Origin of the sequence: Marinicella pacifica (assembly GCF_014636635.1) — a bacterium.
Lineage (GTDB): Bacteria > Pseudomonadota > Gammaproteobacteria > Xanthomonadales > Marinicellaceae > Marinicella > Marinicella pacifica.
This window is the reverse complement of sequence record NZ_BMEO01000001.1, coordinates 351,781-373,175: the sequence shown is the minus strand read 5'-3', so window position 1 is coordinate 373,175 and position 21,395 is coordinate 351,781. Positions and strand designations below refer to the sequence as shown.

At 43.9% G+C, this 21,395-nt stretch carries 19 protein-coding genes; 14 read left to right on the top strand and 5 right to left on the bottom strand.

The annotated features are described in order from the left end of the window. Window positions 1-91 precede the first annotated feature (91 nt). From IEV16_RS01605 to gspN, 5 genes are all read left to right on the top strand, one after another. A complete protein-coding gene (locus IEV16_RS01605) occupies window positions 92-1,036 on the top strand; it encodes a WD40/YVTN/BNR-like repeat-containing protein (protein ID WP_188363908.1) in 945 nt (314 codons plus the stop codon). Window positions 1,037-1,048: 12 nt separating this feature from the next. Next, the gene (locus IEV16_RS01600) at window positions 1,049-3,418 is read left to right on the top strand and encodes an efflux RND transporter permease subunit (protein ID WP_188363907.1); all 2,370 of its coding nucleotides are present in this window, start codon (window positions 1,049-1,051) and stop codon (window positions 3,416-3,418) included. A 69-nt stretch (window positions 3,419-3,487) separates the two neighbouring features. After that, a complete protein-coding gene (gspL, locus tag IEV16_RS01595; RefSeq protein WP_188363906.1) occupies window positions 3,488-4,657 on the top strand; it encodes a type II secretion system protein GspL in 1,170 nt (389 codons plus the stop codon). Continuing rightward, complete coding sequence (locus IEV16_RS01590) at window positions 4,654-5,136, top strand: type II secretion system protein M (protein WP_188363905.1); 483 nt, start codon at window positions 4,654-4,656, stop codon at window positions 5,134-5,136. Before gspL ends, IEV16_RS01590 begins: the two co-directional genes overlap by 4 nt. After that, window positions 5,133-5,894, top strand: coding sequence for a type II secretion system protein N (gspN, locus tag IEV16_RS01585; RefSeq protein ID WP_188363904.1), 762 nt, complete (start codon window positions 5,133-5,135; stop codon window positions 5,892-5,894). The genes IEV16_RS01590 and gspN overlap by 4 nt, the downstream gene beginning before the upstream one ends. Here the strand turns inward: gspN and lgt are convergent. After that, window positions 5,888-6,778 carry a prolipoprotein diacylglyceryl transferase gene (gene lgt, locus IEV16_RS01580; protein ID WP_188363903.1) on the bottom strand — a complete coding sequence of 297 codons (891 nt, stop codon included), beginning with the start codon at window positions 6,776-6,778 and terminating at the stop codon, window positions 5,888-5,890. The genes gspN and lgt overlap by 7 nt on opposite strands. 277 nt (window positions 6,779-7,055) lie before the next feature. Between lgt and IEV16_RS01575 the strand changes: the two genes are divergently transcribed. The 3 genes from IEV16_RS01575 to IEV16_RS01565 all read left to right on the top strand — a co-directional run bounded on the left by IEV16_RS01575 (window position 7,056) and on the right by IEV16_RS01565 (window position 11,089). Beyond that, complete coding sequence (locus IEV16_RS01575; protein WP_188363902.1) at window positions 7,056-9,101, top strand: sodium-translocating pyrophosphatase; 2,046 nt, start codon at window positions 7,056-7,058, stop codon at window positions 9,099-9,101. Window positions 9,102-9,178: 77 nt separating this feature from the next. Further along, window positions 9,179-10,339 (top strand): EAL domain-containing protein, encoded by a 1,161-nt coding sequence (locus tag IEV16_RS01570; protein WP_188363901.1) that lies wholly within the window; start codon window positions 9,179-9,181, stop codon window positions 10,337-10,339. Between the two features lie 267 nt (window positions 10,340-10,606). After that, on the top strand, window positions 10,607-11,089 hold the full coding sequence (locus IEV16_RS01565; protein ID WP_188363900.1) for a glycine zipper 2TM domain-containing protein: 483 nt from the start codon (window positions 10,607-10,609) through the stop codon (window positions 11,087-11,089). Between the two features lie 66 nt (window positions 11,090-11,155). Here IEV16_RS01565 and tkt read toward each other — a convergent pair whose 3' ends face one another. Next, complete coding sequence (gene tkt / locus IEV16_RS01560) at window positions 11,156-13,153, bottom strand: transketolase (RefSeq protein WP_188363899.1); 1,998 nt, start codon at window positions 13,151-13,153, stop codon at window positions 11,156-11,158. A 154-nt stretch (window positions 13,154-13,307) separates the two neighbouring features. Continuing rightward, window positions 13,308-13,820 carry a hypothetical protein gene (locus IEV16_RS01555; RefSeq protein WP_188363898.1) on the bottom strand — a complete coding sequence of 171 codons (513 nt, stop codon included), beginning with the start codon at window positions 13,818-13,820 and terminating at the stop codon, window positions 13,308-13,310. Window positions 13,821-13,935: 115 nt separating this feature from the next. Here IEV16_RS01555 and IEV16_RS01550 point away from each other — a divergent pair, with 115 nt between their 5' ends. Further along, window positions 13,936-14,247 (top strand): hypothetical protein, encoded by a 312-nt coding sequence (locus IEV16_RS01550; RefSeq protein WP_188363897.1) that lies wholly within the window; start codon window positions 13,936-13,938, stop codon window positions 14,245-14,247. A 128-nt stretch (window positions 14,248-14,375) separates the two neighbouring features. Here the strand turns inward: IEV16_RS01550 and IEV16_RS01545 are convergent, their stop codons facing one another. Further along, complete coding sequence (locus IEV16_RS01545) at window positions 14,376-16,130, bottom strand: GGDEF domain-containing protein (protein WP_188363896.1); 1,755 nt, start codon at window positions 16,128-16,130, stop codon at window positions 14,376-14,378. 306 nt (window positions 16,131-16,436) lie between these two features. On the opposite strand from IEV16_RS01545, the gene IEV16_RS01540 reads away from it, so the two are divergent. Beyond that, a complete protein-coding gene (locus IEV16_RS01540; RefSeq protein WP_188363895.1) occupies window positions 16,437-17,054 on the top strand; it encodes a phasin family protein in 618 nt (205 codons plus the stop codon). Window positions 17,055-17,091: 37 nt separating this feature from the next. Here the strand turns inward: IEV16_RS01540 and IEV16_RS01535 are convergent, their stop codons facing one another. Next, window positions 17,092-18,300: a patatin-like phospholipase family protein gene (locus tag IEV16_RS01535; protein ID WP_188363894.1), complete on the bottom strand. Its 1,209-nt coding sequence runs from the start codon at window positions 18,298-18,300 to the stop codon at window positions 17,092-17,094. A gap of 709 nt (window positions 18,301-19,009) precedes the next feature. Between IEV16_RS01535 and IEV16_RS01530 the strand changes: the two genes are divergently transcribed. The 4 genes from IEV16_RS01530 (at window position 19,010) to trmD (ending at window position 21,335) form a co-directional block, all read left to right on the top strand. Next, a complete protein-coding gene (locus IEV16_RS01530) occupies window positions 19,010-19,663 on the top strand; it encodes a response regulator (protein ID WP_188363893.1) in 654 nt (217 codons plus the stop codon). A gap of 212 nt (window positions 19,664-19,875) precedes the next feature. Next, window positions 19,876-20,127 carry a 30S ribosomal protein S16 gene (gene rpsP / locus IEV16_RS01525; RefSeq protein WP_188363892.1) on the top strand — a complete coding sequence of 84 codons (252 nt, stop codon included), beginning with the start codon at window positions 19,876-19,878 and terminating at the stop codon, window positions 20,125-20,127. Window positions 20,128-20,131: 4 nt separating this feature from the next. After that, on the top strand, window positions 20,132-20,653 hold the full coding sequence (rimM, locus tag IEV16_RS01520; protein WP_188363891.1) for a ribosome maturation factor RimM: 522 nt from the start codon (window positions 20,132-20,134) through the stop codon (window positions 20,651-20,653). After that, the gene (trmD, locus tag IEV16_RS01515; RefSeq protein ID WP_188363890.1) at window positions 20,643-21,335 is read left to right on the top strand and encodes a tRNA (guanosine(37)-N1)-methyltransferase TrmD; all 693 of its coding nucleotides are present in this window, start codon (window positions 20,643-20,645) and stop codon (window positions 21,333-21,335) included. Before rimM ends, trmD begins: the two co-directional genes overlap by 11 nt. Window positions 21,336-21,395 lie beyond the last annotated feature (60 nt).

Below are 21,395 nucleotides of genomic sequence, written 5' to 3'. Positions count from 1 at the left end.
CAGAAAAGAAATGAAAAGGTGTTTTTAAGATGCCGATGATTGTTATTTAAAAAAACAGCACGGCTATTTATCCACAAATGGGGACGAAATTATGATGATAAAAAGGTTAATGACAGCATTGGCATGTTGTTTAATGGCTGTGGGTTTAGGTGCACAGGAAGTCAGTCAAATGATGCCATTGTCCGATAAAGTCTTGTTACTGTCAGCCACTCAGGTTGATGATGGTATTGTGGCTGTTGGTGAACATGGACATGTTCTGAAAAGTTCAGACCAGGGTAAAAGCTGGCGACAAATTGAACATGTTCCTATCAATGTCCTTTTGACTAAAGTGGTTTCAGTGGGACAGTCTGTTTGGGCCGTTGGTCATGACACTTCAATCATTTACAGTGCGGATGGCGGGGAGAGCTGGACGTTGCAGTTTTATGATCCGGACCGTCAGCTACCCTTATTATCGGCCTACTTTATTGATGATAAGAGTGGTTTTGCCATTGGCGCTTATGGCACAATCCTGACCACCCATGATGGCGGGGAGAACTGGCAGGATGACATTATTCATGATGAGCTGGATTACCACTTAAATGACATCACCCAATCTGAAGATGGTTATTTATATATCGCCGGTGAAGCGGGTTACGGATTTATGAGTGCGGATGCAGGCGAATCCTGGGATGTTATTGAATTGCCCTATCCCGGCTCGATGTTTGGTGTTTTGGCTTTATCCGATGAAGTGGTTATGTTTGGTTTACGTGGCCATGTTCTGGTTTCTCAGGATCAGGGACAATCCTGGCAGAATGTTCCCAACAGTAACCTCAGCAGTTTATTTGGCGGTGACCAGTTAAACCCAAGCGAATTGATTTTGGTGGGCGCCAATGGTGCCAGAGTGCGCTACCGAGACGGTCAGTTAACCACCTTGTCAGGAAGTTCAGCACTTGAAATTGGTGATGATTATGGTGCGGTATTGGTTTTAGACAATGGTAGTAAAATGTTATTACTGGGTGAAGAAGGCACAGATATACAATCTTTAGATACGCCCTAAAAGAGGTTAAACATGAACACAAAACAGAATAAAACAACACGCACTGAAAGCCTGGCCAACGGTTTGTTTGGCCACAAAAAACTGTTACTCGGTCTGTTATTTATAACAACGCTGGTTATGGCCTGGTTTGCTTCACAGTTAAAAGTGGATGCCGGATTTGAAAAGCAGCTGCCCTTAAATCATGAATACATGAAAACATTCATGGAACACACCGAGTTCAGAGGGGCCAACCGCATTTTGGTGGCGCTGATGGATGACAGCGGCGACATGTTTAATGATGATTTTTTCGAGAAATTTGAACAATTAACGGATGAAGTGTATTACGTCACCGGTGTTTATCGACCCAGTGTTAAATCCATTTTTACGCCCAATGTCCGGTTTGTAGAAGTTGTTGAAGATGGTTTTGCCGGCGGAAATGTGATTCCGTCAGATTATGTGCCGGGTCCTGAAATGTTTAAAACCATTCGTGCCAACATTGTCAAAGCCGGTATCGTTGGCCGTTTGGTGGCTGAGGATTTTAATGGGGCGATGATCTGGGCCGATTTACAGGAAATAAACCCCGAAACCGGTGAGAAAATTGATTACCAGAAAGTGGCCGGAGAATTAGAAGCCCTGCGCCAAAAATACGAAGGTGATGGGCAAACGGTTCATATTATCGGCTTTGCCAAAGTGATTGGCGATGTGGCGGCCGGTGCAAAATCGGTGTTGTACTTTTTTGCCCTGGCGATATTGATCACTGCATTGCTCATGTTTTGGTATTCAAAAAATTGGAAACTGACGCTCTATCCAATTCTTTGTTCTCTGGTTGCGGTTATTTGGCAAATGGGTGCGCTCAAACTTATGGGCATGGGTATTGATCCGATGAATATACTCACACCCTTTTTAATATTCGCCATTGGTGTCAGTCACGGCGTGCAAATGATTTCACGGTGGACCAACGATTTGGTTCAGCATCCGGCTGAAAAAGACACCCGGCATGCGGCGAAGGCCGCTTTTATGGCGTTGTTGGTTCCGGGCATGATAGCTTTGTTGTCAGACACCATTGGATTTGCCACCATATATTTCATAAATATTGAAATCATTCAGGAACTGGCCATCACCGCAACGGTGGGTGTGGCCCTGATTATCATCACCAATTTAATTTTGTTGCCGCTTTTACTGTATGGCATGAAAATTAAAAATATGGATGAATTTGTGGCTAAATTTGAAGCCAAACAAAACAAAACCAAAGTCTGGGACAGCCTGTCCAATTTTGCCAAAAACCCATTGGCCACCACAGCGGTTGTCATCGCCATCGTGTTGTTTGTTTTTGGTTATTATAAAGGCGAACAAATGCAAATCGGTGATTCCGAAGCCGGTGTGCCTGAACTGCGTGCTGATTCTCGGTATAACCGCGATGCGATGACCATCAGTGATGAGTTCTCTTTGGGTGTTGATATGATTAACGTTATCGCTGAAACCACACCTTCAGCCTGTACCGAAAGTTATCAGGTTATGAACACCATCGATAACTTTGCCTGGAATATGGAGAATATTCAGGGTGTGCAACAGGTCATAACCTTGGCCGATATCTCTAAAATTATTACCGCCGGTTGGAATGAGGGGAACCCCAAATGGCGTGAGATATCGCGAAATAACTATGTTATGCGCCAGTCTTTATCAGGCATTGATACCTCTTCGGGTCTTTTAAACCGGGATTGTAGCGTGATGCCGGTTACCATTTTTACCGAAGACCATAAAGCCACCACCATTAATCGCGTGGTTGACGCTGTTAACGCTTATCAGCAAGCCCACCCGCCTGAGCTTAATGAATCCGGTGAATTAACAGAAGGGGCTGTGCGATTTCGACTGGCCACCGGTAATGCCGGGGTGATGGCCGCCACCAACGACGTGGTGAAAGGTGCGCAAATGCCCATGTTGATTATGGTATATGGGGCCGTTATTCTGTTGTGTTTAATCACCTTCCGATCAATCGCCGGTACTTTGAGTATTGTAATCCCCTTGGCGTTGGTGTCATTACTGGCCTATGCCTTAATGGCTTTTTTGGGCATTGGTTTGAAAGTAAATACCTTACCGGTGGTGGCATTGGGCGTGGGGATAGGGGTCGATTACGGCATTTATATCTTTAGTCGTTTGCAGAACCTGCTGAATAAAGGCATGAGCCTTGTGGATGCGTACCGTGACACCTTGCGATTAACCGGTAAAGCGGTGTTATTTACCGCGTTAACACTGGGTATTGGTGTTGGCACCTGGATATTCAGTGAATTACAGTTCCAGGCCGATATGGGCATTTTGTTGGCCTTTATGTTTATTGTTAACATGATCGGCGCTTTGCTGTTATTACCGGCATTGGCCTATTGGCTGATGCCCAAAGCCCGATAACCGCGCAAAAACTGATTGTGGTCACCGGCAAAGGTGACTACAATCAGTGTTTTTTCCAGACAAACCGGTATGGCTGAATTTCTGCTGATTCACATTGACAACTCATTTCAGGTCAGGCAACTTATCAGCTACGATGATGGTGATAAAAAAGCCGTCACACTGCCTGCAGAGCAGCTTAAATCAGCCATTTCAGTAAAAAAGCAGGTGGTCTTGTTGCTGCCGGCATCCTGGGTTTATTTAACCCACACCAATCTGGCGAGCCGATCATCGGATATACTGGAAAAATCAATTCCCTTTCATATTGAAGATGAACTGGCAAACGATGTCGAAGATAACGACTATGCCTGGAAAGTACTGTCTGATCACCGACAGTCAGTGGCAGTAATCAGTAAAGAAAAGCGCCATCAAATCAATGATTTCATTAAAAAGCAACAACTTTCAGTCACTGCCATTTATAGTGAAGCTATGTTCTGCCCCGCCCTGGAAAACCACTTAACTTTGTGGCAGGATACGGATCAGGTTATTTTGCGCTTTGGTTTAAAAGCCCCGATGGCGACAAGTGTGCAGCAGGCACCCCATTTAATTCGGGCTTTTGGTCAGCCATGTCAACATATGTTAACCAATCACCCCGACGACTGGGGTTCAGATAAATATGAAACAGTCAAAAAGTTGACGTTGGCTGAATGCTGTGATCATTTGTTGTTTGGGAATGAAGTTAATTTAAACCGCGCTGATTATGAGGACAATCATGACAAAACAACTGCATCAAACTGGCGTAAGCCTTTATGGACTGCCGCTGTACTTTTGTTGAGTTGGTTGTTCGTCACACTGTATCAAGGTTGGCATTTGTCTGAAGAGATTGCTGGTTTAAAATCAAAACAAACGCAGCTGTTAAAAAATCATTTTGGTCAACTCTCTGCGACAGAAGAGCGGGATCCTTATGCGGCCATGCAGTCACGCTTAAAACAATTGACTGCCCGCGATCAGCCCAACAATATTTTACTTGATGGGATTTATTTTCTGGGAGAAGCCCGCCAGCAAAACAAAACAGTCGCAGTCGAAGGTTTGCGTTTAACAGATAATAATTTAGAAATCCAGATAATCGCCCCAAGCATCAGTGTAATCAACAGTTACCGTGATCAACTGCAGGATTTAGCCGCAGATTACCGAATAAACATTGGTGTAAATGAATTAAACGATGGTGAATACCATTCCATTTTAACCCTTAAGCCCCGATGAAACTTTTTCTGAGTCAATTAAGTCACCGCGAACGGCAATTATTGAATGTGGGTGCTGTGCTGATACTGCTTACATTATTCTGGCTGTTGGTTTTTCGGCCTGTGTCCAACTATTTAAACCGACAAGCGCATTTAAAAATACAATTACAACAGCAATTATCGGCCATGCAACAATCCGCCGGACAGCTGGCAGGTCGTCAGGTCATCAGCCAACAAGTATTGCCTGCTGATAAAACTTTTTCAGCCTGGCTGGATGGGCAATTACAACAACTTAATCTGCAAAATGCCGTTAAACGATCTGAACCCATTGATGATAAAACAGTGACCATATGGCTTGAATCGGTGTCCTTTGATACCTGGGTTGACTGGTTGCAGGATATTCACCAAAAATATGGTGTGACAGTGGATCAGGCAGACATTATTATAAGTGATCGGCCCGCAGGGCTTGTGAACATCAGAATGAGGATAACAGCATTATGAAAAGTTCTTTAGATCGCCTAATGGGGCTGTTTAAATGGTTGCTGATTCTTGTATTTATTTTAGTCATTTTGATGGCTGTTGTTCCCATGCGTTGGTATTACAGTTATGTCAGTGATTATATGCGGCCGCTGGTATTGCGAGATGTGTCCGGTTCCGCCATCAAAGGCCGTGCTGATCAGCTGAGATATGATTTGATATCTTTGGGTCGGGCAGAATGGCTGCTGTATCCCGGCTCTTTGACCGGTATTGGCGGCCGTATCAGGGTTTATGATCAACACTATGATTTAACCTTTAAATTAAAAGACATTAATCAAAATCGGGCCCGCATTAAGCACATCACCGGTTATTTAAACTGGGACTACTTACAACCATATCTACAGTTTAACCAGGGTCGATTTGACGGCTACTGGCAGTTTAATATCAATCACATGATTTATACAAAGGACTCAGGGATCGAACGTTTAGACGGCAAGGTCACATTAAAAGATTTTAAATTACTGTCCCCTGCCAACATGTCATTGGGCGAGGTAACGATTGATCTTGAGACCAAAAAGACGGGTGTGATTGTTGGTACAGTCCATTCTGATTCAGACCGATTAATGGTTTCAGGCGCTTTTTACATTCAGCCAAACCGCTGGCAGTTGAATGTCGATATTGTACCCAAGCCGGGTTATTATCAGCTGGATGCCGCTCTGCGTGGTGTTGGCGACCCGCGTCCCGGCGGCGGTCGAAGATTAAATCGCGCGGGTTTTTATTGATGGCCGGATGACTGTCGCTCAGACCACAAAATCCAAAGCCCGAATGCCAGGATGGGCAGGGTCAGCAGGTGGCCCATAGTCATCCAGTTAAAAGCGATAAAACCCCGATTGGCATCCGGTTCCCGGAAAAATTCCACCACAAAACGGCTTATGCCGTAACTCAATAAAAATACCGCCGATGCGGTGCCCCGTTTACGGGCATAATGTGCTGCCAGCCAAACCACTGTAAAAGTGACAATGCCTTCTAAAAAGGCTTCATATAGCGGAGAAGGGTGACGGGCGTAAAGATTAAACTGGCCCTGCTGGTAAAGTTGATGCCAGGCGTTTTGTCCGATGACTTCAGGTTGCCGGTTATACGGTAAAGACTGCGGAAAAATCATTCCCCAGGGTTGTTGGGTGAATCGCCCCCACAGCTCGCCATTAATAAAATTACCGATGCGTACCGATGCGATGCCCAAAGGTGCCAAAGGGGCCACAAAATCACTCACCCGGTAAAAGGTTTTAGCGGTTTTGTTTTTGAAATAAATCATCGCCAAAATAACCCCGACCAGACCACCATGAAAGGACATCCCGCCTTCCCACACTTTGAAAAGTAACCAGGGATCTTCAATGGGTGAGGTGTCGTTATAAAACAAGTACCAACCGATACGTCCGCCAACAATCACGCCCAAGGCACCGTAAAAAATAAAATCGGATAACTGTTGTTTGTCCCAGCCGGTGTCATAATGCCTGATACGGTATCGTCCCAACAAATAAAACAGACCAAATCCAATTAAGTAAGTGACCCCATACCAATGGATGTCCAGAGGCCCCAGACTTAAAAATATGGGGTCATAATCAACCACATAGGGGAGCGAATGGGGGATGGCGTGTGCGTTTTCCATGGTTGTTGGTCAATCTGTCAGAAAATGGGCCTATTGTGCCATGAAAACGCCGATGATTCAGGTTTAATTCTCAAAACATATGAGCCTTTAGTCTCACAAAATGACTGTAAATCCCAACGTGCAAAGTATTCAGAATGTGTTAAAATCTTGAGTCAATCTGCGCTGTCGGGTTCAAATTCGACGGACAGCGCAACACGTTGCAGTCAACCGGTGGTTCAGGATATGGGAACGTTACCTTAGCACTGTATTCTCACGATTGTTCAAAAGAGGTTATTTTATGAATCAAGCATTTATTCCTTTGCTGGTCGGTGGATTTGGTCTGCTGATGGCGTTGATTATTTTTATGATGATATTAAAAATTCCGTCAGGAAGCGGTAAAGTCAAAGACATTGCCGAACAAATTCATTCCGGAGCGATGGTTTTTATGCGTCGTGAATACACATTGTTATTCAGTTTCGTGGCACTCTTACTGATTGGTTTATACGTCGGTTTTGGTAGTTGGCAGACACCCTTCGCCTTTTTAATCGGTGCCATCAGTTCTGCCATTGCCGGCTATTTTGGTATGTTTTCAGCCACCAAAGCGAATGTAAGAACCACCGTGGCAGCGAATGAAAATGGTGAAGCGGCAGCTTTGTCGGTGGCTTTTTACGGAGGGTCGGTGATGGGCTTAACCGTGGCCGCCATGGGTTTATTAGGACTCGGTTTACTGTATTATTTATTTGGCGGTGACCATGAGACAGTGCATGCCATACACGGTTTTGGTATGGGTGCTTCGGTGGTGGCCTTATTCTCTCGAGTCGGTGGCGGTATTTTTACCAAAAGTGCCGATGTGGGTGCAGATCTGGTGGGTAAAGTGGAAGCAGGTATCCCTGAAGACGATCCGCGTAACCCGGGTGTAATTGCTGATAATGTCGGTGATAATGTGGGCGATGTGGCCGGTATGGGCTCTGATATTTTTGAGTCTTATTGTGGTTCCATGATTGCCTGTATTGCGATTGCATCAACCATGCCGGTTGCTTTGTATTCACAAATGGCCGAACGCCAACAGGATCTGATGTTTTTGCCTTTGGGATTGGCCTCCGTCGGGTTGTTATGTTCCTTGATGGGGATTTTTATGGTCAAAATGTTCAGCGGCCAAAAGCCCGATGTGGCCTTGCGTTTTGGTACCATCGGCGCCACCATTATTTTTATCATTGCCGCATATTTCTTAATGGCTTATCTACAAATACAGAGTATGGTGTGGCAATGTGTCATTCTGGGTGCTTTTGGCGGCATTTTAATTGGACTGGTGACCGAGTATTACACTGGCGGTAAACCGGTGCGAGAGATTGCCAAAGACGGTGAAACCGGCCCTGCCACTGTCATGATTTCCGGTTTAGCGGTTGGTATGGAGTCGGTGGTGATTCCGGTGATTACTTTGGCCGCCATTATTTTAGGTACCTCTATATTATTACCCGAAGGTGCGGGTGTTTATGGTGTGGGTATTGCTGCTGTGGGCATGTTAGCCACTGTTGGTATCACCATGGCCATCGATGCCTACGGTCCGGTGGCAGACAATGCCGGTGGTATTGCAGAAATGGCCGAACTGGGTCCTGAAACCCGAGCCATCACCGATGGTCTGGATGAAGTGGGCAACACCACAGCCGCCATTGGTAAAGGCTTTGCCATTGGTGCAGCCGGTTTGGCTGCGCTGGCCATTATTGCTGCCTTTATTGAGGTGATTTCCCATAATGTGCCTGATTTTAGTTTAAATATTGGTGATCCACGGGTACTGATGGGGATGTTTCTGGGCGGCATCTTTCCATTTCTGGTATCTGCCATGACCATGCGTGCGGTGGGCTCAGCGGCTTTTGACATGATTAAAGAAATCCGACGCCAGTTTAAAGAAATCCCCGGTTTAATGGAAGGTACAGCCAAACCGGACAGTGAGAAATGTGTTGAAATCGCCACCACCGCGGCCTTAAAACGTATGGTTGGCCCCGGATTACTGGCGGTACTGGCACCGGTCGTGATTGGATTCGGTTTGGGGGCGGCGGCTTTGGGTGGTATGTTGGGCGGTGCGCTGATTTCCTGTGTGTTGTTGGCACTGACCATGGCCAATGCCGGCGGTGCCTGGGACAATGCCAAAAAATATGTAGAAAAAGGTCATTTCGGCGGTAAAGGTTCTGATGTACATAAAGCCGCTGTTGTTGGGGATACCGTGGGAGATCCCTTTAAGGACACTTCCGGCCCGGCCATGAATATTCTGATCAATGTGATGGCCATCGTGTCCCTGGTGATTGCCCCATTGCTGGCCAAAATGCCCGGTGGTCTTTTTGGCTAAATACTGCAAAGTGACGGACAAGGCGGTAATATCAGTGCCTTGTCCGTACTTGCTATTGAAGCCGGTGGCTTAAAACCATGGCTTTTCATCTCAGATATTTTCAGGCGGGTCAGTTTATTTTTCACGAAGGCGAAGCCTCTGATCGTGCCTATATCATCGAAAAAGGCTCGGTGGATATTTTGGTCGCTGATAATCAGGAAGTGATTCACAGTCTTTCTGCCGGTGAATTGTTTGGTGAAATGGGGGTGTTGGATCAATCGGTTCGTTCCACCGCCGCGCGCGCCAAAACCAAGGTTACCTTACTGGAAATAAAACCCGGTCAGATCACCGATCGTTTAACCGATACGGACCCGATTATTCAGGCCCTTATCGGGGTGCTGTTAAAACGTTTGCGTGCTTTACTGCCCAAAAATGGTGAACAGCAAAATGATGATTTATTGTCTCACGTGGCATCGGTTATTGAACAAAGCGGCTTATCCAAATTCAGACTCGAAAGTGAGTTGAGAACGGCGGTTAACAGTGAAAAAGTACAAACCGTGTTTCAGCCGATTGTGGATTTAAACACACATAAAGTCGCCGGCTTCGAAGCCCTGAGCCGTTGGTTTCACCCGAAGCTGGGGGTTATTTCACCTTTTGAATTCATCACCTTGGCAGAAGAAACCGACATGATTATAGAAGTCGGATCGCTGGTCTTTAGCCGTGCCATTGATTTATTGTCACAGTTACCGGAATCTGTTTTTATCAGCATCAATGTATCGGCTAAACAGTTAAACAGTGCTGAATTTTTACCGTCCCTGTCACAACGCTTAAAAAATCAGGGCATCAATCCGGCACGGTTAAAATTAGAAATTACAGAAACCATGATGGTGGATATTAATCAGGCAGCAACCTGGATAGATCGCTGCCATCAGGCAGACTTTTTAGTGTGCGCAGATGACTTTGGCACCGGTTATTCGGGTTTACGGCAATTGTTAGATTTACCTTTTGATGTGCTGAAAATTGACCAGGTTTTTATCCAATCGGTTCTCAGCAATTCGGTTAATATAACCTTGGTTGAAACCATGGTTTCTCTGGCCAAAAAATTAAACATACAATTGGTGGCTGAAGGTATTGAAGATAAATCACAACACCAGCTTCTAAAAGACATGTCGGTGGATTATGGCCAGGGATATTATTACGGAAAAGCCATCTCAATACCGGATATTCTCGCCCAAAAGGCCCAGTCATTTAAAAAATAATTTCTTTTCTTTTAAGACTGCTTTTCATAAAATAATTACGTGGGTAAGTGTCGCTACTCAACGAAGCCCGGTCAAAGCTTCTGTAGCGACCATGGATAATGTGTCAGCTTGACGCTGAACACATTATCGTTGTTGGCCGGACGGCTTTGTCCGGCCAACCTTTTCATATTTACTGTTCATATCATTTTATCTGAACGTTTGCCAACGGTTCAGATTGAATTCATTTAAAACCGATAGACTGGTTTTTATTTAACGGAAAATACTGTCATGAAATACTACATTCTTATTATCGGTTTGGTTTTTAGTGGTTTGTCTCTGGCTCGAGATTACAACAACAATGTGGCTTACGGTAAAGTGATTGATGTTCAGCCTGTTTATGAGCGTGTTTCCGTTACAGAGCGCCAGCGTGTCTGTGAGCGAACGCATTATCGCGAACAACGGGCCAATACCGGCGGCGCCATATTAGGCGGTATCATCGGCGGAGTTTTGGGTAATCAAATCGGTAGTGGCTCTGGTCGGGATGCAGCCACGGCTGTGGGTGTGATTGCCGGTGCCACCGTGGGAGCCAATCACCCCTCACATCGCAAGCACCGTCCGCGTTGTTATACCGATGTGCGTTACCGCGACCGGCGTGAATTGGCCGGTTATGATGTGACCTATGAATATAAAGGTCAATGGTATGACACTTTTATGACGCGCCATCCCGGCGACCGGGTGCGTTTAGCGGTGGATGTTCAGGTGATTGAATAAATTGCTTAAACATAAAAAAGCCTCGGCCGCTTAAGTTGCTGAGGCTTTTTTTATGACTGAAACGAATCAGGCCAACAGTGCTTTGGCTTTATGTAAAACCGCTTCTGTGGTGATATTAAAATAGGCGAACAAATCATTGCCCGGTGCCGATTCACCAAAGGTATCCTGGCCAATAACCGCACCATCCAAACCCACAAACTGATACCAGGTATCACTTTTAGCCGCTTCTACCGCTAATCGACGGCGGCAATGATGGGGTAAAACTTTATTTTGGTAGTCAGGAGTCTGCTGTAAAAATACTTCAACACAAGGCATGGAAACCAGACGCACCAGATGACCTTTGTTCTGTAATTCTTCCGTGGCTTCAGCAGCAATACCCACTTCTGAACCGGTGGCAATAATGATTAACTCAGGGTCCTGGTTACAATCATTCAAAATATATCCGCCTTGAGCGATTAAATCTAATTGCGCCTCATGCCGGGCTTGATGCGGTACGCCCTGGCGGGTGAATAATAAGCTGGTGGGGCCATCACTGCGCTTAATCGCTGCGTGCCAGGCGGCCACTGATTCCACCGCATCGCAAGGACGCCAGACATGCATATTCGGAATCATGCGTAAAGCGGGTAGTTGTTCCACCGGTTGATGGGTGGGTCCATCTTCTCCGACGCCAATGGAATCATGGGTGTACACAAAGATGTTGCGAATTTTCATCAGCGCAGCCATACGCAGGGCATTTTTGGCATAATCAGAAAACATCAAAAAAGTGCCGGTGTAAGGAATTACACCGCCGTGTAAACTCATGCCACTGGCAATGGCACTCATGCCAAATTCACGTACCCCAAAGGATAAATAATTACCGCTAAAATCTCCGCCGTTGATATGTTTTGAACCGGACCAAAAGGTGTTGTTAGAAGGTGTTAAATCTGCAGAACCGCCAAATAACTCCGGTAACATCGGACCCACACCCTCTAAAGCGAGTTTGGAGGCTTTTCGGGTGGCCATCTGGGGTGCATCTTCACTGACTTGACGTAAATAAGCGTTCATCTTGGCATCAAAATCAGCCGGTAATTCATTGTTGATACGGCGACTTAACTCAGCGGCCAGTTCAGGATAATCCTGTTGGTAGGCGTCCATTGCATCTTGCCAGGACTGTTCAAGCGCAGCGCCCTTGCTTTCGGCATTCCATCCCTGATAGATTTCATCGGGTATTTCAAAGGGCTTATAGGACCAATTGAGGGCCTCTCGCGTCGCGGCGATTTCATCCTCACCCAACGGCGCGCCATGGGTTTCATGAGAACCGGCTTTGTTCGGCGCACCGGCCCCAATGGTGGTTTTACAGCAGATTAAAGTGGGTTGTTCCGTATTATTCTTGGCTTTTTTTATGGCCGCATCCACCGCCGCCGGATCATGGCCGTCAACGGCTTCAATCACATGCCAGCCATAAGCTTGAAAACGCTGTGGCGTGTTATCGGTGAACCAACCGTCCACCTCACCGTCAATGGAAATATTGTTGTCATCATAAATGGCAATCAGTTTACCTAAGCCTAACGTGCCCGCTAAAGAACAAACCTCGTGTGAAATGCCTTCCATCAAGCAGCCATCACCTAAGAACACATAACTATGATGATCAATAATGTTATGACCTTCACGGTTAAATTGTTCTGCCAGCATTTTTTCGGCCAGTGCCATACCCACTGCATTGGCCAGACCTTGTCCTAAAGGTCCGGTGGTGGTTTCCACACCCGGCGTATAACCGTATTCCGGATGTCCCGGTGTTTGAGAATGTAATTGTCTAAAGTTTTTCAGTTCTTCCATGCTTAAATCATAACCACTTAAATGCAAAGCCGCATACACCAGCATCGAGCCATGCCCATTCGACATCACAAAGCGGTCGCGATTAAACCATTTAGGGTTTTTTGGGTTATGGCTTAAATGGTGGTTAAACAAGACTTCAGCGATATCCGCCATACCCATGGGTGCACCGGGGTGTCCTGAGTTGGCTTGTTGAACCGCATCCATGGCCAAAAACCGGATGGCATGGGCTAATTGAGTTTGATTTGACATGAGATTTATGAATTAAGTTTTAGTTAGAAGAAGCTATACAGCCAGCAGCGGCTTATTTTATGAATAAACCCGGCGATAAACAACTGACAATCACAATGTCTGCAGTTTTTTGTGTGGGTTCAGTCAGACTGTTGTGTTTTCATTCGCATGTTTTTCATTCAGGTGTGGTTTTTTCCCAAAGCCAGTTGTTTTTGATTAAATCACTTATTCGTTTTTCCGAACCCAAACAACCTAAGACTTGATGAACCGATTGTTGGCTATTGGAAAAATAGGATTCAATTTCATTAAACACAGGTGAGTTGATGGTTTGAAGGCCTTTCATAGCATAAACTTTTGTGACCTTATTGTTTTCGGATAGCAAGTGTTTGAATATGAGCTCTGCTTCGGGTGCTGCGAGTAGGGTTTGATAGGCATAAAATATTTTTGAGCGACTTCCGCTTGCGCCAACTTTGGGTGATTCTATTCTTTGCGCCTGTTTTAGTATCTGAATTTGATGGCTTAAACGCATAGGAAGCTCATCTTTTGCCACCTGTTCAATTTGGAGAGCCTCAATTGAATCGGGTGTTTTCTGCCATGGAAAATCAGCGAAGGCCATCCACGAAAAAGTGACCATCAAAATGATAATAATAAAAGAATGCACTAAAGCAGATGTGGTTTGATTATTCATGTGTAGATCCTTTAATAGTTAGTCCTTTCATTGTTAAAAAAGTTTAATTATTGTATAAGTAGGGATGTAAACAGATTTTTATCAGGAGCTAAATTATGTTATTAGTGTCAACTTTATGCGTCTAAAATTAAGTAAAAGGATGGGAGGATTTATTCAAAATGCTGCAGGAAGGTTAAGCACTGTCGTGTTTCTGTGTGCTTTGACTCCTTATGCAATGGCTGCCAATAAAGGTAATATCTCTGCGGCAGTTAACACTTTTATGATTGGCGCCATTGTGGCGGTTCTGATTTCGCTTGTTTTTGCTTTACAAAAAAATCAAAATGGTCAATTAGCTGACTTAAAAACGGGCAAGTTCTTTTTGCTTTTATCTATTCTGCTACTGATAGTTTTCGTTACGGCGACGGCCGCATTTTTTATCTTTATGTGAGCATTCGTTACATTATTATGTAAGAAAATAAATTGTGTTTAGCGATTGCAATGGGTTAATAACCAGAAAAGCCTGCTTGTTTTTACGATCAGACAGTTTATTCAATGACTTAAATACTGTGATTTGGATTAAAAAACAGTGGATTTGTTTCTGCCCTGTTGTTTTGATTGATACATGGCTGAATCTGCCTGTTGAATCCAGTCCTGTGAAGATTTCATTGCCGGATTAACGAGAGAAATCCCAATACTTACAGTGACATGAATGGGATTATTGTTATAGTTGATTGGGTGCTGTTCAATACTTTGGCGTATATTTTCTGCAAATTCCAGGGCATTATCTGTACCTAAGTTGTGCAATAGGATTAAAAATTCCTCACCACCATAACGGCCACATATATCGCTTTTTCTGACTCTGTCATTAATGATTTGCGCCACATGATTTAAAACAAAATCACCGGCAAGGTGACCGTAAGAATCATTAATCTGTTTAAAATGGTCAATATCAATCATTATCAAGACCCGATTATTATTGTTGTCTCTTAAAAATTGCTCAAACTCATGATCCAGGCGGTTCTGTAAATAACGCCGATTAAACATATTGGTCTGATCATCTATTCTGGTTAATGCTTTGAGCTTTTTGCCTGAAGCGGCCAAAGCCCGCGCATCACGTTTGGTTCGCAGGATTAATATACCGATAAAAATACCGAATAAAATGAGTAAACCGGTCAGCCATTTAAACTGAACAAGTCGATATTCGGCTAATTGAATATTTTGGTTTTTTTCATCAACTACAGTTTGTAATTCAGCTCTGACGGCATCCACCTGTTGTTGCTGTGATTGTAAAACATGGTTATAACGATGCCACCAATAATCATTGAATGTATTAAAAGCCTTTAAGTGGTTTTGTTGATTAAAGGCTAGATGCGCTTCAAGATATTGGGGTAAGGCATATTGTTTAAGATCCGGACTATTTAAAAAGTCATAGAGTCGTTTATAGGTGTTTTCTGCGTCTGCTAATTGTCCCGTATAAGCATGAGCAATCGCTTCATAATAATCGATAAAGTTCTGCCAAAAAAGCGGCGGTTTGTAGCCGGAGCTTTTGATCTTGTCAGTCAAATTAATAATGCCTTGATAATTTTTTTCTTGATCCAGTTGTTCAATCATTCGTGCCCGTGCAAAAAATAATTCTTCGGGGTTGTTATTTTCGTGCGCTATCTGTAGCTGAAGATCAGCGCACTGCCTTGACTTCTTAGTCATACGACGAAAATGATAATAATATCCAATGTTGTGTATGATTGTGGCTCTGTTGACTGGCAGTTGATGTTCGTTAGCATAACGGAGTAACTTGTTAGCGTAAAAAAGCATATTATCAATTTGTGACTGTGAAGATGACAGTGCTTTTATGATAAGGAATTCAAAAGGTGTGTTCAGATTTTGTTCTCTGATTTTTGTTAAGTGATTGATGAGAATTTGCTCCCGTGAAAACTTAAACGCTTCTGGAGCCAGTATTAATAAAATGATGTCAAGCTGTAGATTTTTTACATCAAGTGGATTGGTTTGCAAGGCAGCTTTTTTGTCTAGAATAAGTTGATAGTATTGTTGGCTTTTAAAGTTAATTTTTAATTGTTGTGCCATTAAAAACAAATCAGCAATGTATCTATCATTTTTATTATCTGATTGTACAGCGTGTTGCTTTAGCCGTTGAGCAAGCGGTATAAATTTATCCTGGAAACCATCTGAAAAATAAACATTTATAATTAATCTAAGAAGGTTAGATCTTTCAATGTCCGAGAGCTTTGAATCTAATTTGGATTCAAAAACAGGACCCAGGCGATTAATGTCAATGTCATGGCTATCTGCGATGAGTGATAATGTATCTTCCAAAGTGATGTCTTCTGATGCCGTGACGTTATAAGACGTCACGAACAATAAAGTAGCTAACAGGACATTAAACTGAAGTATTTGTTGGATTCTCACCGAATATTTTTAAGTAATTAATAATTTGATTATAGTTTTGTTATTAATCAAATTAAAAGATTATTCTTAACATTTTTGCGTTTATAAACTTTCAGATTGTTCGTTTAATTAAGATTAGAACTTATAAGGTATCTCTCAATGGTAGGCAGCTTAGTGTGAATGCTCTATAATATTATGGCACAATTGCATCAATTGAATAAAACAGAGAACACTATGGCTAAAAAGAAAACATTGAAACAAGCATCTGAAGAGAAAAAATCACCGCAACTGGCGGAGAATTTAATGGGTTCGGCCAATGAAATTTGGCTGGCAGGACTGGGGGCTTTTTCAAAAGCTCAGACTGAAGGCAAAAAGATTTTTGATAAATTGATTGAACAGGGTAAGGATTTTGAAGAAGCGTTTAAGTCACACTCTCAAAAAGCCACCAAAAACGTCAAACAAACAGTCACCGGATCGGTGGATTCCGCCCGAAAAAAAGCCGCTGAAAGCTGGGATAAATTAGAATCTGTATTTGAAACGCGGGTTGAAAAGTCACTTCATCGATTGGGTGTGCCCACCAATGATGAGCTGAATAAGCTGGTTGACCGCATTGAAAAACTCACAGAGCAAGTGAGCGCGCTCAGTGCAGAGAAAAGCGGTGGCAGTGAACATACCGCTGCTAAATCCACCCGGAAAAAAACCACAAAGAAAACCACTAAGAAAAAGGCAACAAAGAAAAAGGCAAGTGGCCAGAATGCAGTCGCTTCTGATAAGTCAAGTGACGGAAAATCAACCCAAAAGAAAACCACAAAAAAGAAAACAACGAAAAAGAAAAACAGCAAGAAGTCCTAAGACTAAAATCTCAATGTCAAGTATATAAAGCCGGCCATTAACCGGCTTTTATACTCTGTTCTAACTCAGTCAATGAATCATCAAGCCGTTCACGCCAGCCATAGGTTGCTTGTGAGTTGGTCATGTAATGGTTTAAATCACGTTGTTTGGTTTTTAGTTTTCGCAGGTCAAGTTGCAAGCCGTGGCGTTTCAAAATTGGCTTCAGTTGGTGTTGCTGCTTTTGTAAATGTTGACGGGTGACCCGATAGGCATATGCACACAGTTCATCCCGGTGAGAATAACTAAACAAATTAGAGGCGAAAAGTTTTTCATCATCGGCATCCGGTTCTGCCAGCAATATATCCGCTTGAGGGTATAAAGATTCATATTTATCCAGGCCGGATTTAAGCCTCGACTGCACGATGGATCGAAAGGTTTGGGATAACACCATCGGTAAACCACCTGATTCAAGTCCCTTTTTTGTTGACTCAGGGGCTCTGGAAAAAGGTACAATCGGATTGACGGCAAACAATAAGTGGGTATTTTGCTTTAATGCCGCCGAGGCATTCATGGTGCGGCGCAAGGCGCCATCCACATAATAACGCCCTTTGATATTTACAGGCGCGTACAAGCCCGGTAACGCCGAAGAAGCCTGTACGGCTTTTGAAATCGGCACATCCTCGTTGATGTTATTGCCGAAACCGGCAATTTTCCCGGTGTTTAATTCACAGGCGACAATATACAGCTGTTTGTCGAGTTCTCTGAAATCATTGGTTTGACCGTGCTCAAGCAATACAGTTTTTAAAAAATGTTCCAGCTTTTTATTGTTAAAAACACCGGTGGGGAGCGCCGTACCCAAACTTTCCAATAAATCCACCACCCCGGTTTTAAACGGGTTTTTGGCCCATTTCAACAGTGTTTTTGTCAGAAGTCCCGGTGATTTGGCCAGGTTAATCAGGAAATCACGATAAGCCGGCTGTAAAAAGTGATCAGGATTAAACGGCGTCAAAGACTGGTTGTCAAAAATAAAAATCTGCACCATCTGCCGCAAAGAAACACCATTGGCAAGCCCGGCCGCCAGAAAAGCCCCGGAACTGACACCCACATAAATATCCATGTCATTCATGGACAAATCGACTATATGGTCTTCCAAAGCACTCAAAGCACCCAGCTCATAAAAGCCACCCAAAGGCCCACCACCGGCCAGCGCCAGGCCAAACTTACGGTTACTGCTGATAGGGTCAGCTGCAGGTTTAATTGTTATCATGGCGCTATTATAACCGCTGACGCATCAAGAAAATAGTTGTAAACAATAAATGGAAATTGAACTTTATTTATTCATCGCTTGTTTAATTTTAATGAGCCAAGACTAATTAAACCCATTTAAAGCAGTACAACCAATGTGCTGGCAAGAGTTACTGTCAAAGAGCAGAATTAAAAACGAATAACCAGCATTCAAGAAGTACATAAGTCAACATTAATTCAAAGCTGACGTCTGATATCATAAATGTGTATTTATAAATAATCCGCAAATTTTTCAGGCTTAGAATTTGGCAGCACTGTTAAATAAAAATCAAAATAATTTGTTATTTTTTTACTAATTAAGCTTAGAATGGTGATACGCTCCTAATGATATTATTGCTATGCTTACATTGACCACCCGTTTCGGATGCCACGTATTGTTTTTGTTAACCTTTGGTGCATTTAGGGAAAATCTAAATAAAAACTGTCATATCGACCGAATGAAGCGCATAGAGATATCTCCATGCGCTTGGTTTAGTCTTGGACAAGGCGTTTTTAGGTATTAAAAATAGGTTTATGAAACAATTATTAATCCAAATGCACCACGGGTATTTTTTATATATATGATAAGTACAAAATAAGTGAAGTAACTTTTTTTGATACCATTACTGAATTCAAGCGAGGCTTTATAAAAATATGCTAAGATATCTGCCAAAAGAGTAGGTTTTAAACGCATGAAGATTAAGGTTTTATTGGTGGATGATCATGATATTGTCCGGACCGGTATTCGGATGGTGGTGGAGAAGATGGCTGACATTCATATTGTCGGCGAGGCCACCAATGGTCAGGAGGCGATTGATAAGGCGTTGGATTTAAAACCGGATGTGGTTTTGATGGATATCAATATGCCACGCATCAGTGGTTTGGAGGCGACCCGGCAAATCACCCAGTCAGATCCCTATATTCGCATTATTATTCTGACCATTCATGCCCAAAACCCTTATCCAAAACAATTATTGGATGCCGGCGCCATCGGTTATTTAACCAAAGGCTGTGCCGCGGATGAGTTAGAGCATGCCATTCGCCAGGTTTATGCGGGGCAGCGCTATGTGGGTGCTGACATTGCTCAGCAAATGGCGTTGTCGATGTTGCCGGGTGGTAAAAATGATTCGCCTTTTGATGTCTTGGGTGACCGTGAAATTGAAGTGGTGATGTTGTTGGTTCGGGGTAAAAAAGCCAAGCAAATCGGTGCCATTTTGGATTTAAAGGAGAAAACGGTGGCCACCTATAAATACAGAATTTTAGAAAAGCTGGATGTTAACAATGAGGTCCAGTTAACCCACCTGGCCATTCGCCATGGTCTGATTGAAGCCAAAGAGGTTGATTAGGGCCCGATTGCCGGCTGTTTACGGGGGTTGAGAAAGTGTGTCATTCATGCCATGTATGGTGTACAATGCGCGGCAATTGATGTGTTGGTACGGGTTAAAAGCCCGTGGCGACAAGATTTCGCTAAAAAAGCCAAGAAAAAACTGTTATCTGCGGGCTGTTTCTTATAAAATTGCCCGTCTTTTTTAGTGCCCTGAATTTTTTTGAGGTAAATATGGTTAAAATTAAACTGGTTAGACACGGTGCCAAACGCGCGCCTTTCTACAAAGTTGTTGCCACGGATTCGCGCAATGCCGGTGACGGTAAAGCGTTGCAACGGCTGGGTTTTTATAACCCCATGGCCCGTGGACAGGAAGTTAAGTTGAATTTGGATATGGAAGGTATCGAAGCTTGGGTGGCGAAAGGCGCACAAGTGTCTGATCGTCTCAACACATTAATGAAACAACAAGCACAGCAATCCGCTTAATGTCGTGAACAATGACTTGTTAACCGTTGGTAAGATAACGGGTCATTTTGGTGTGCAAGGCGGCGTCAAGGTTTTTTCTTATACGCAGCCGATGGAAAACATAACGCGCTATGGCCAGTGGCACATAGGTGATCGTTTATTCAAAGGAATCAAAGCCAAAAAGCATGGTAAGACCATTGTTGCGCAAGTGCCGGACATCAACAGCCGCGAGGATGCGCAGGCATTAATTGGTCAAATGGTGTCGGTGGATATGACACAATTGAGTCCGTTGTCTGCGGATGATTATTATTGGTATCAATTGATTGGTTTGTCGGTTATTGACCAAAACAACCAAGTTTTGGGTCGGGTTGAGTCGATGTTTGAGACCGGTGCCAATGATGTGATGGTGGTTAAACCCACTGAGTCGGCAGATGACGAAACGCTGTTAATACCTTACTTGTATGGACAAACCGTCACGTCGGTAAATTTGCAGACCGCTGAAATGCGGGTGGACTGGACCGATTCGGATCAGCCTGATGATCTTTAATGTCATTACGCTTTTCCCGCAGGAATTACTGGGCATGATGTCTTTTGGTGTGATTGGCCGGGCTGTGAATGATCAGCGCATAAAAGTGCGGTGTTTTAATCCGCGCGATTGGGCGGATAACAAACACCGGCGTGTGGATGATCGGCCTTTTGGAGGTGGTGCCGGCATGTTGATGATGTATGATCCGCTGTACCGAACCCTGAAGGCCATTAAAGAACAGGATGCTGACACCCGGGTGATTTATTTATCGCCGCAGGGCGTACCACTGAAACAGGCTGTTTGCAACCAGATGGCAACGCAAGGCAGTGTGACTTTGTTGTGTGGCCGTTATGAAGGTGTCGATCAACGGTTTATTGATCAGCATGTTGATCAGGAATTGTCGTTGGGCGACTATGTTATCAGTGGTGGTGAGCTGGCAGCTGCGGTATTCATAGATGCCGTTTCACGGCAACTGCCGGGTGTTTTGGGTGATGAGACGTCTGCTCAAAGTGATTCGTTTATGGCGGATCAGTTGGCTTATCCGCAATACACGCGGTCAGAAATTTTGGGACAGTCAGGTGTCCCTGAGGTTTTGTTAAGTGGTGATCATCAGAAGATTGCTGCCTGGCGAGCGGCCCAGTCGCTTGTTATGACAAAACAACGAAGACCTGATTTATTGGAAGGCACCTCTGAGGGTGAATAAAGACCGCTCACGTGCCCATAATTAATCAAAAGCTGTCTAAAGCAGTTTTGAAATGATTGA

What these genes read in the sequence shown, in the direction of transcription:
- IEV16_RS01605 (WP_188363908.1), top strand. Translation starts at nt 92, where the DNA reads ATGATGATAAAAAGGTTAATGACAGCATTGGCATGTTGTTTAATGGCT.
- IEV16_RS01600 (WP_188363907.1), top strand. Translation starts at nt 1,049, where the DNA reads ATGAACACAAAACAGAATAAAACAACACGCACTGAAAGCCTGGCCAAC.
- gspL (WP_188363906.1), top strand. Translation starts at nt 3,488, where the DNA reads ATGGCTGAATTTCTGCTGATTCACATTGACAACTCATTTCAGGTCAGG.
- IEV16_RS01590 (WP_188363905.1), top strand. Translation starts at nt 4,654, where the DNA reads ATGAAACTTTTTCTGAGTCAATTAAGTCACCGCGAACGGCAATTATTG.
- gspN (WP_188363904.1), top strand. Translation starts at nt 5,133, where the DNA reads ATGAAAAGTTCTTTAGATCGCCTAATGGGGCTGTTTAAATGGTTGCTG.
- lgt (WP_188363903.1), bottom strand. Translation starts at nt 6,778, where the DNA reads ATGGAAAACGCACACGCCATCCCCCATTCGCTCCCCTATGTGGTTGAT.
- IEV16_RS01575 (WP_188363902.1), top strand. Translation starts at nt 7,056, where the DNA reads ATGAATCAAGCATTTATTCCTTTGCTGGTCGGTGGATTTGGTCTGCTG.
- IEV16_RS01570 (WP_188363901.1), top strand. Translation starts at nt 9,179, where the DNA reads ATGGCTTTTCATCTCAGATATTTTCAGGCGGGTCAGTTTATTTTTCAC.
- IEV16_RS01565 (WP_188363900.1), top strand. Translation starts at nt 10,607, where the DNA reads ATGAAATACTACATTCTTATTATCGGTTTGGTTTTTAGTGGTTTGTCT.
- tkt (WP_188363899.1), bottom strand. Translation starts at nt 13,153, where the DNA reads ATGTCAAATCAAACTCAATTAGCCCATGCCATCCGGTTTTTGGCCATG.
- IEV16_RS01555 (WP_188363898.1), bottom strand. Translation starts at nt 13,820, where the DNA reads ATGAATAATCAAACCACATCTGCTTTAGTGCATTCTTTTATTATTATC.
- IEV16_RS01550 (WP_188363897.1), top strand. Translation starts at nt 13,936, where the DNA reads ATGCGTCTAAAATTAAGTAAAAGGATGGGAGGATTTATTCAAAATGCT.
- IEV16_RS01540 (WP_188363895.1), top strand. Translation starts at nt 16,437, where the DNA reads ATGGCTAAAAAGAAAACATTGAAACAAGCATCTGAAGAGAAAAAATCA.
- IEV16_RS01535 (WP_188363894.1), bottom strand. Translation starts at nt 18,300, where the DNA reads ATGATAACAATTAAACCTGCAGCTGACCCTATCAGCAGTAACCGTAAG.
- IEV16_RS01530 (WP_188363893.1), top strand. Translation starts at nt 19,010, where the DNA reads ATGAAGATTAAGGTTTTATTGGTGGATGATCATGATATTGTCCGGACC.
- rpsP (WP_188363892.1), top strand. Translation starts at nt 19,876, where the DNA reads ATGGTTAAAATTAAACTGGTTAGACACGGTGCCAAACGCGCGCCTTTC.
- trmD (WP_188363890.1), top strand. Translation starts at nt 20,643, where the DNA reads ATGATCTTTAATGTCATTACGCTTTTCCCGCAGGAATTACTGGGCATG.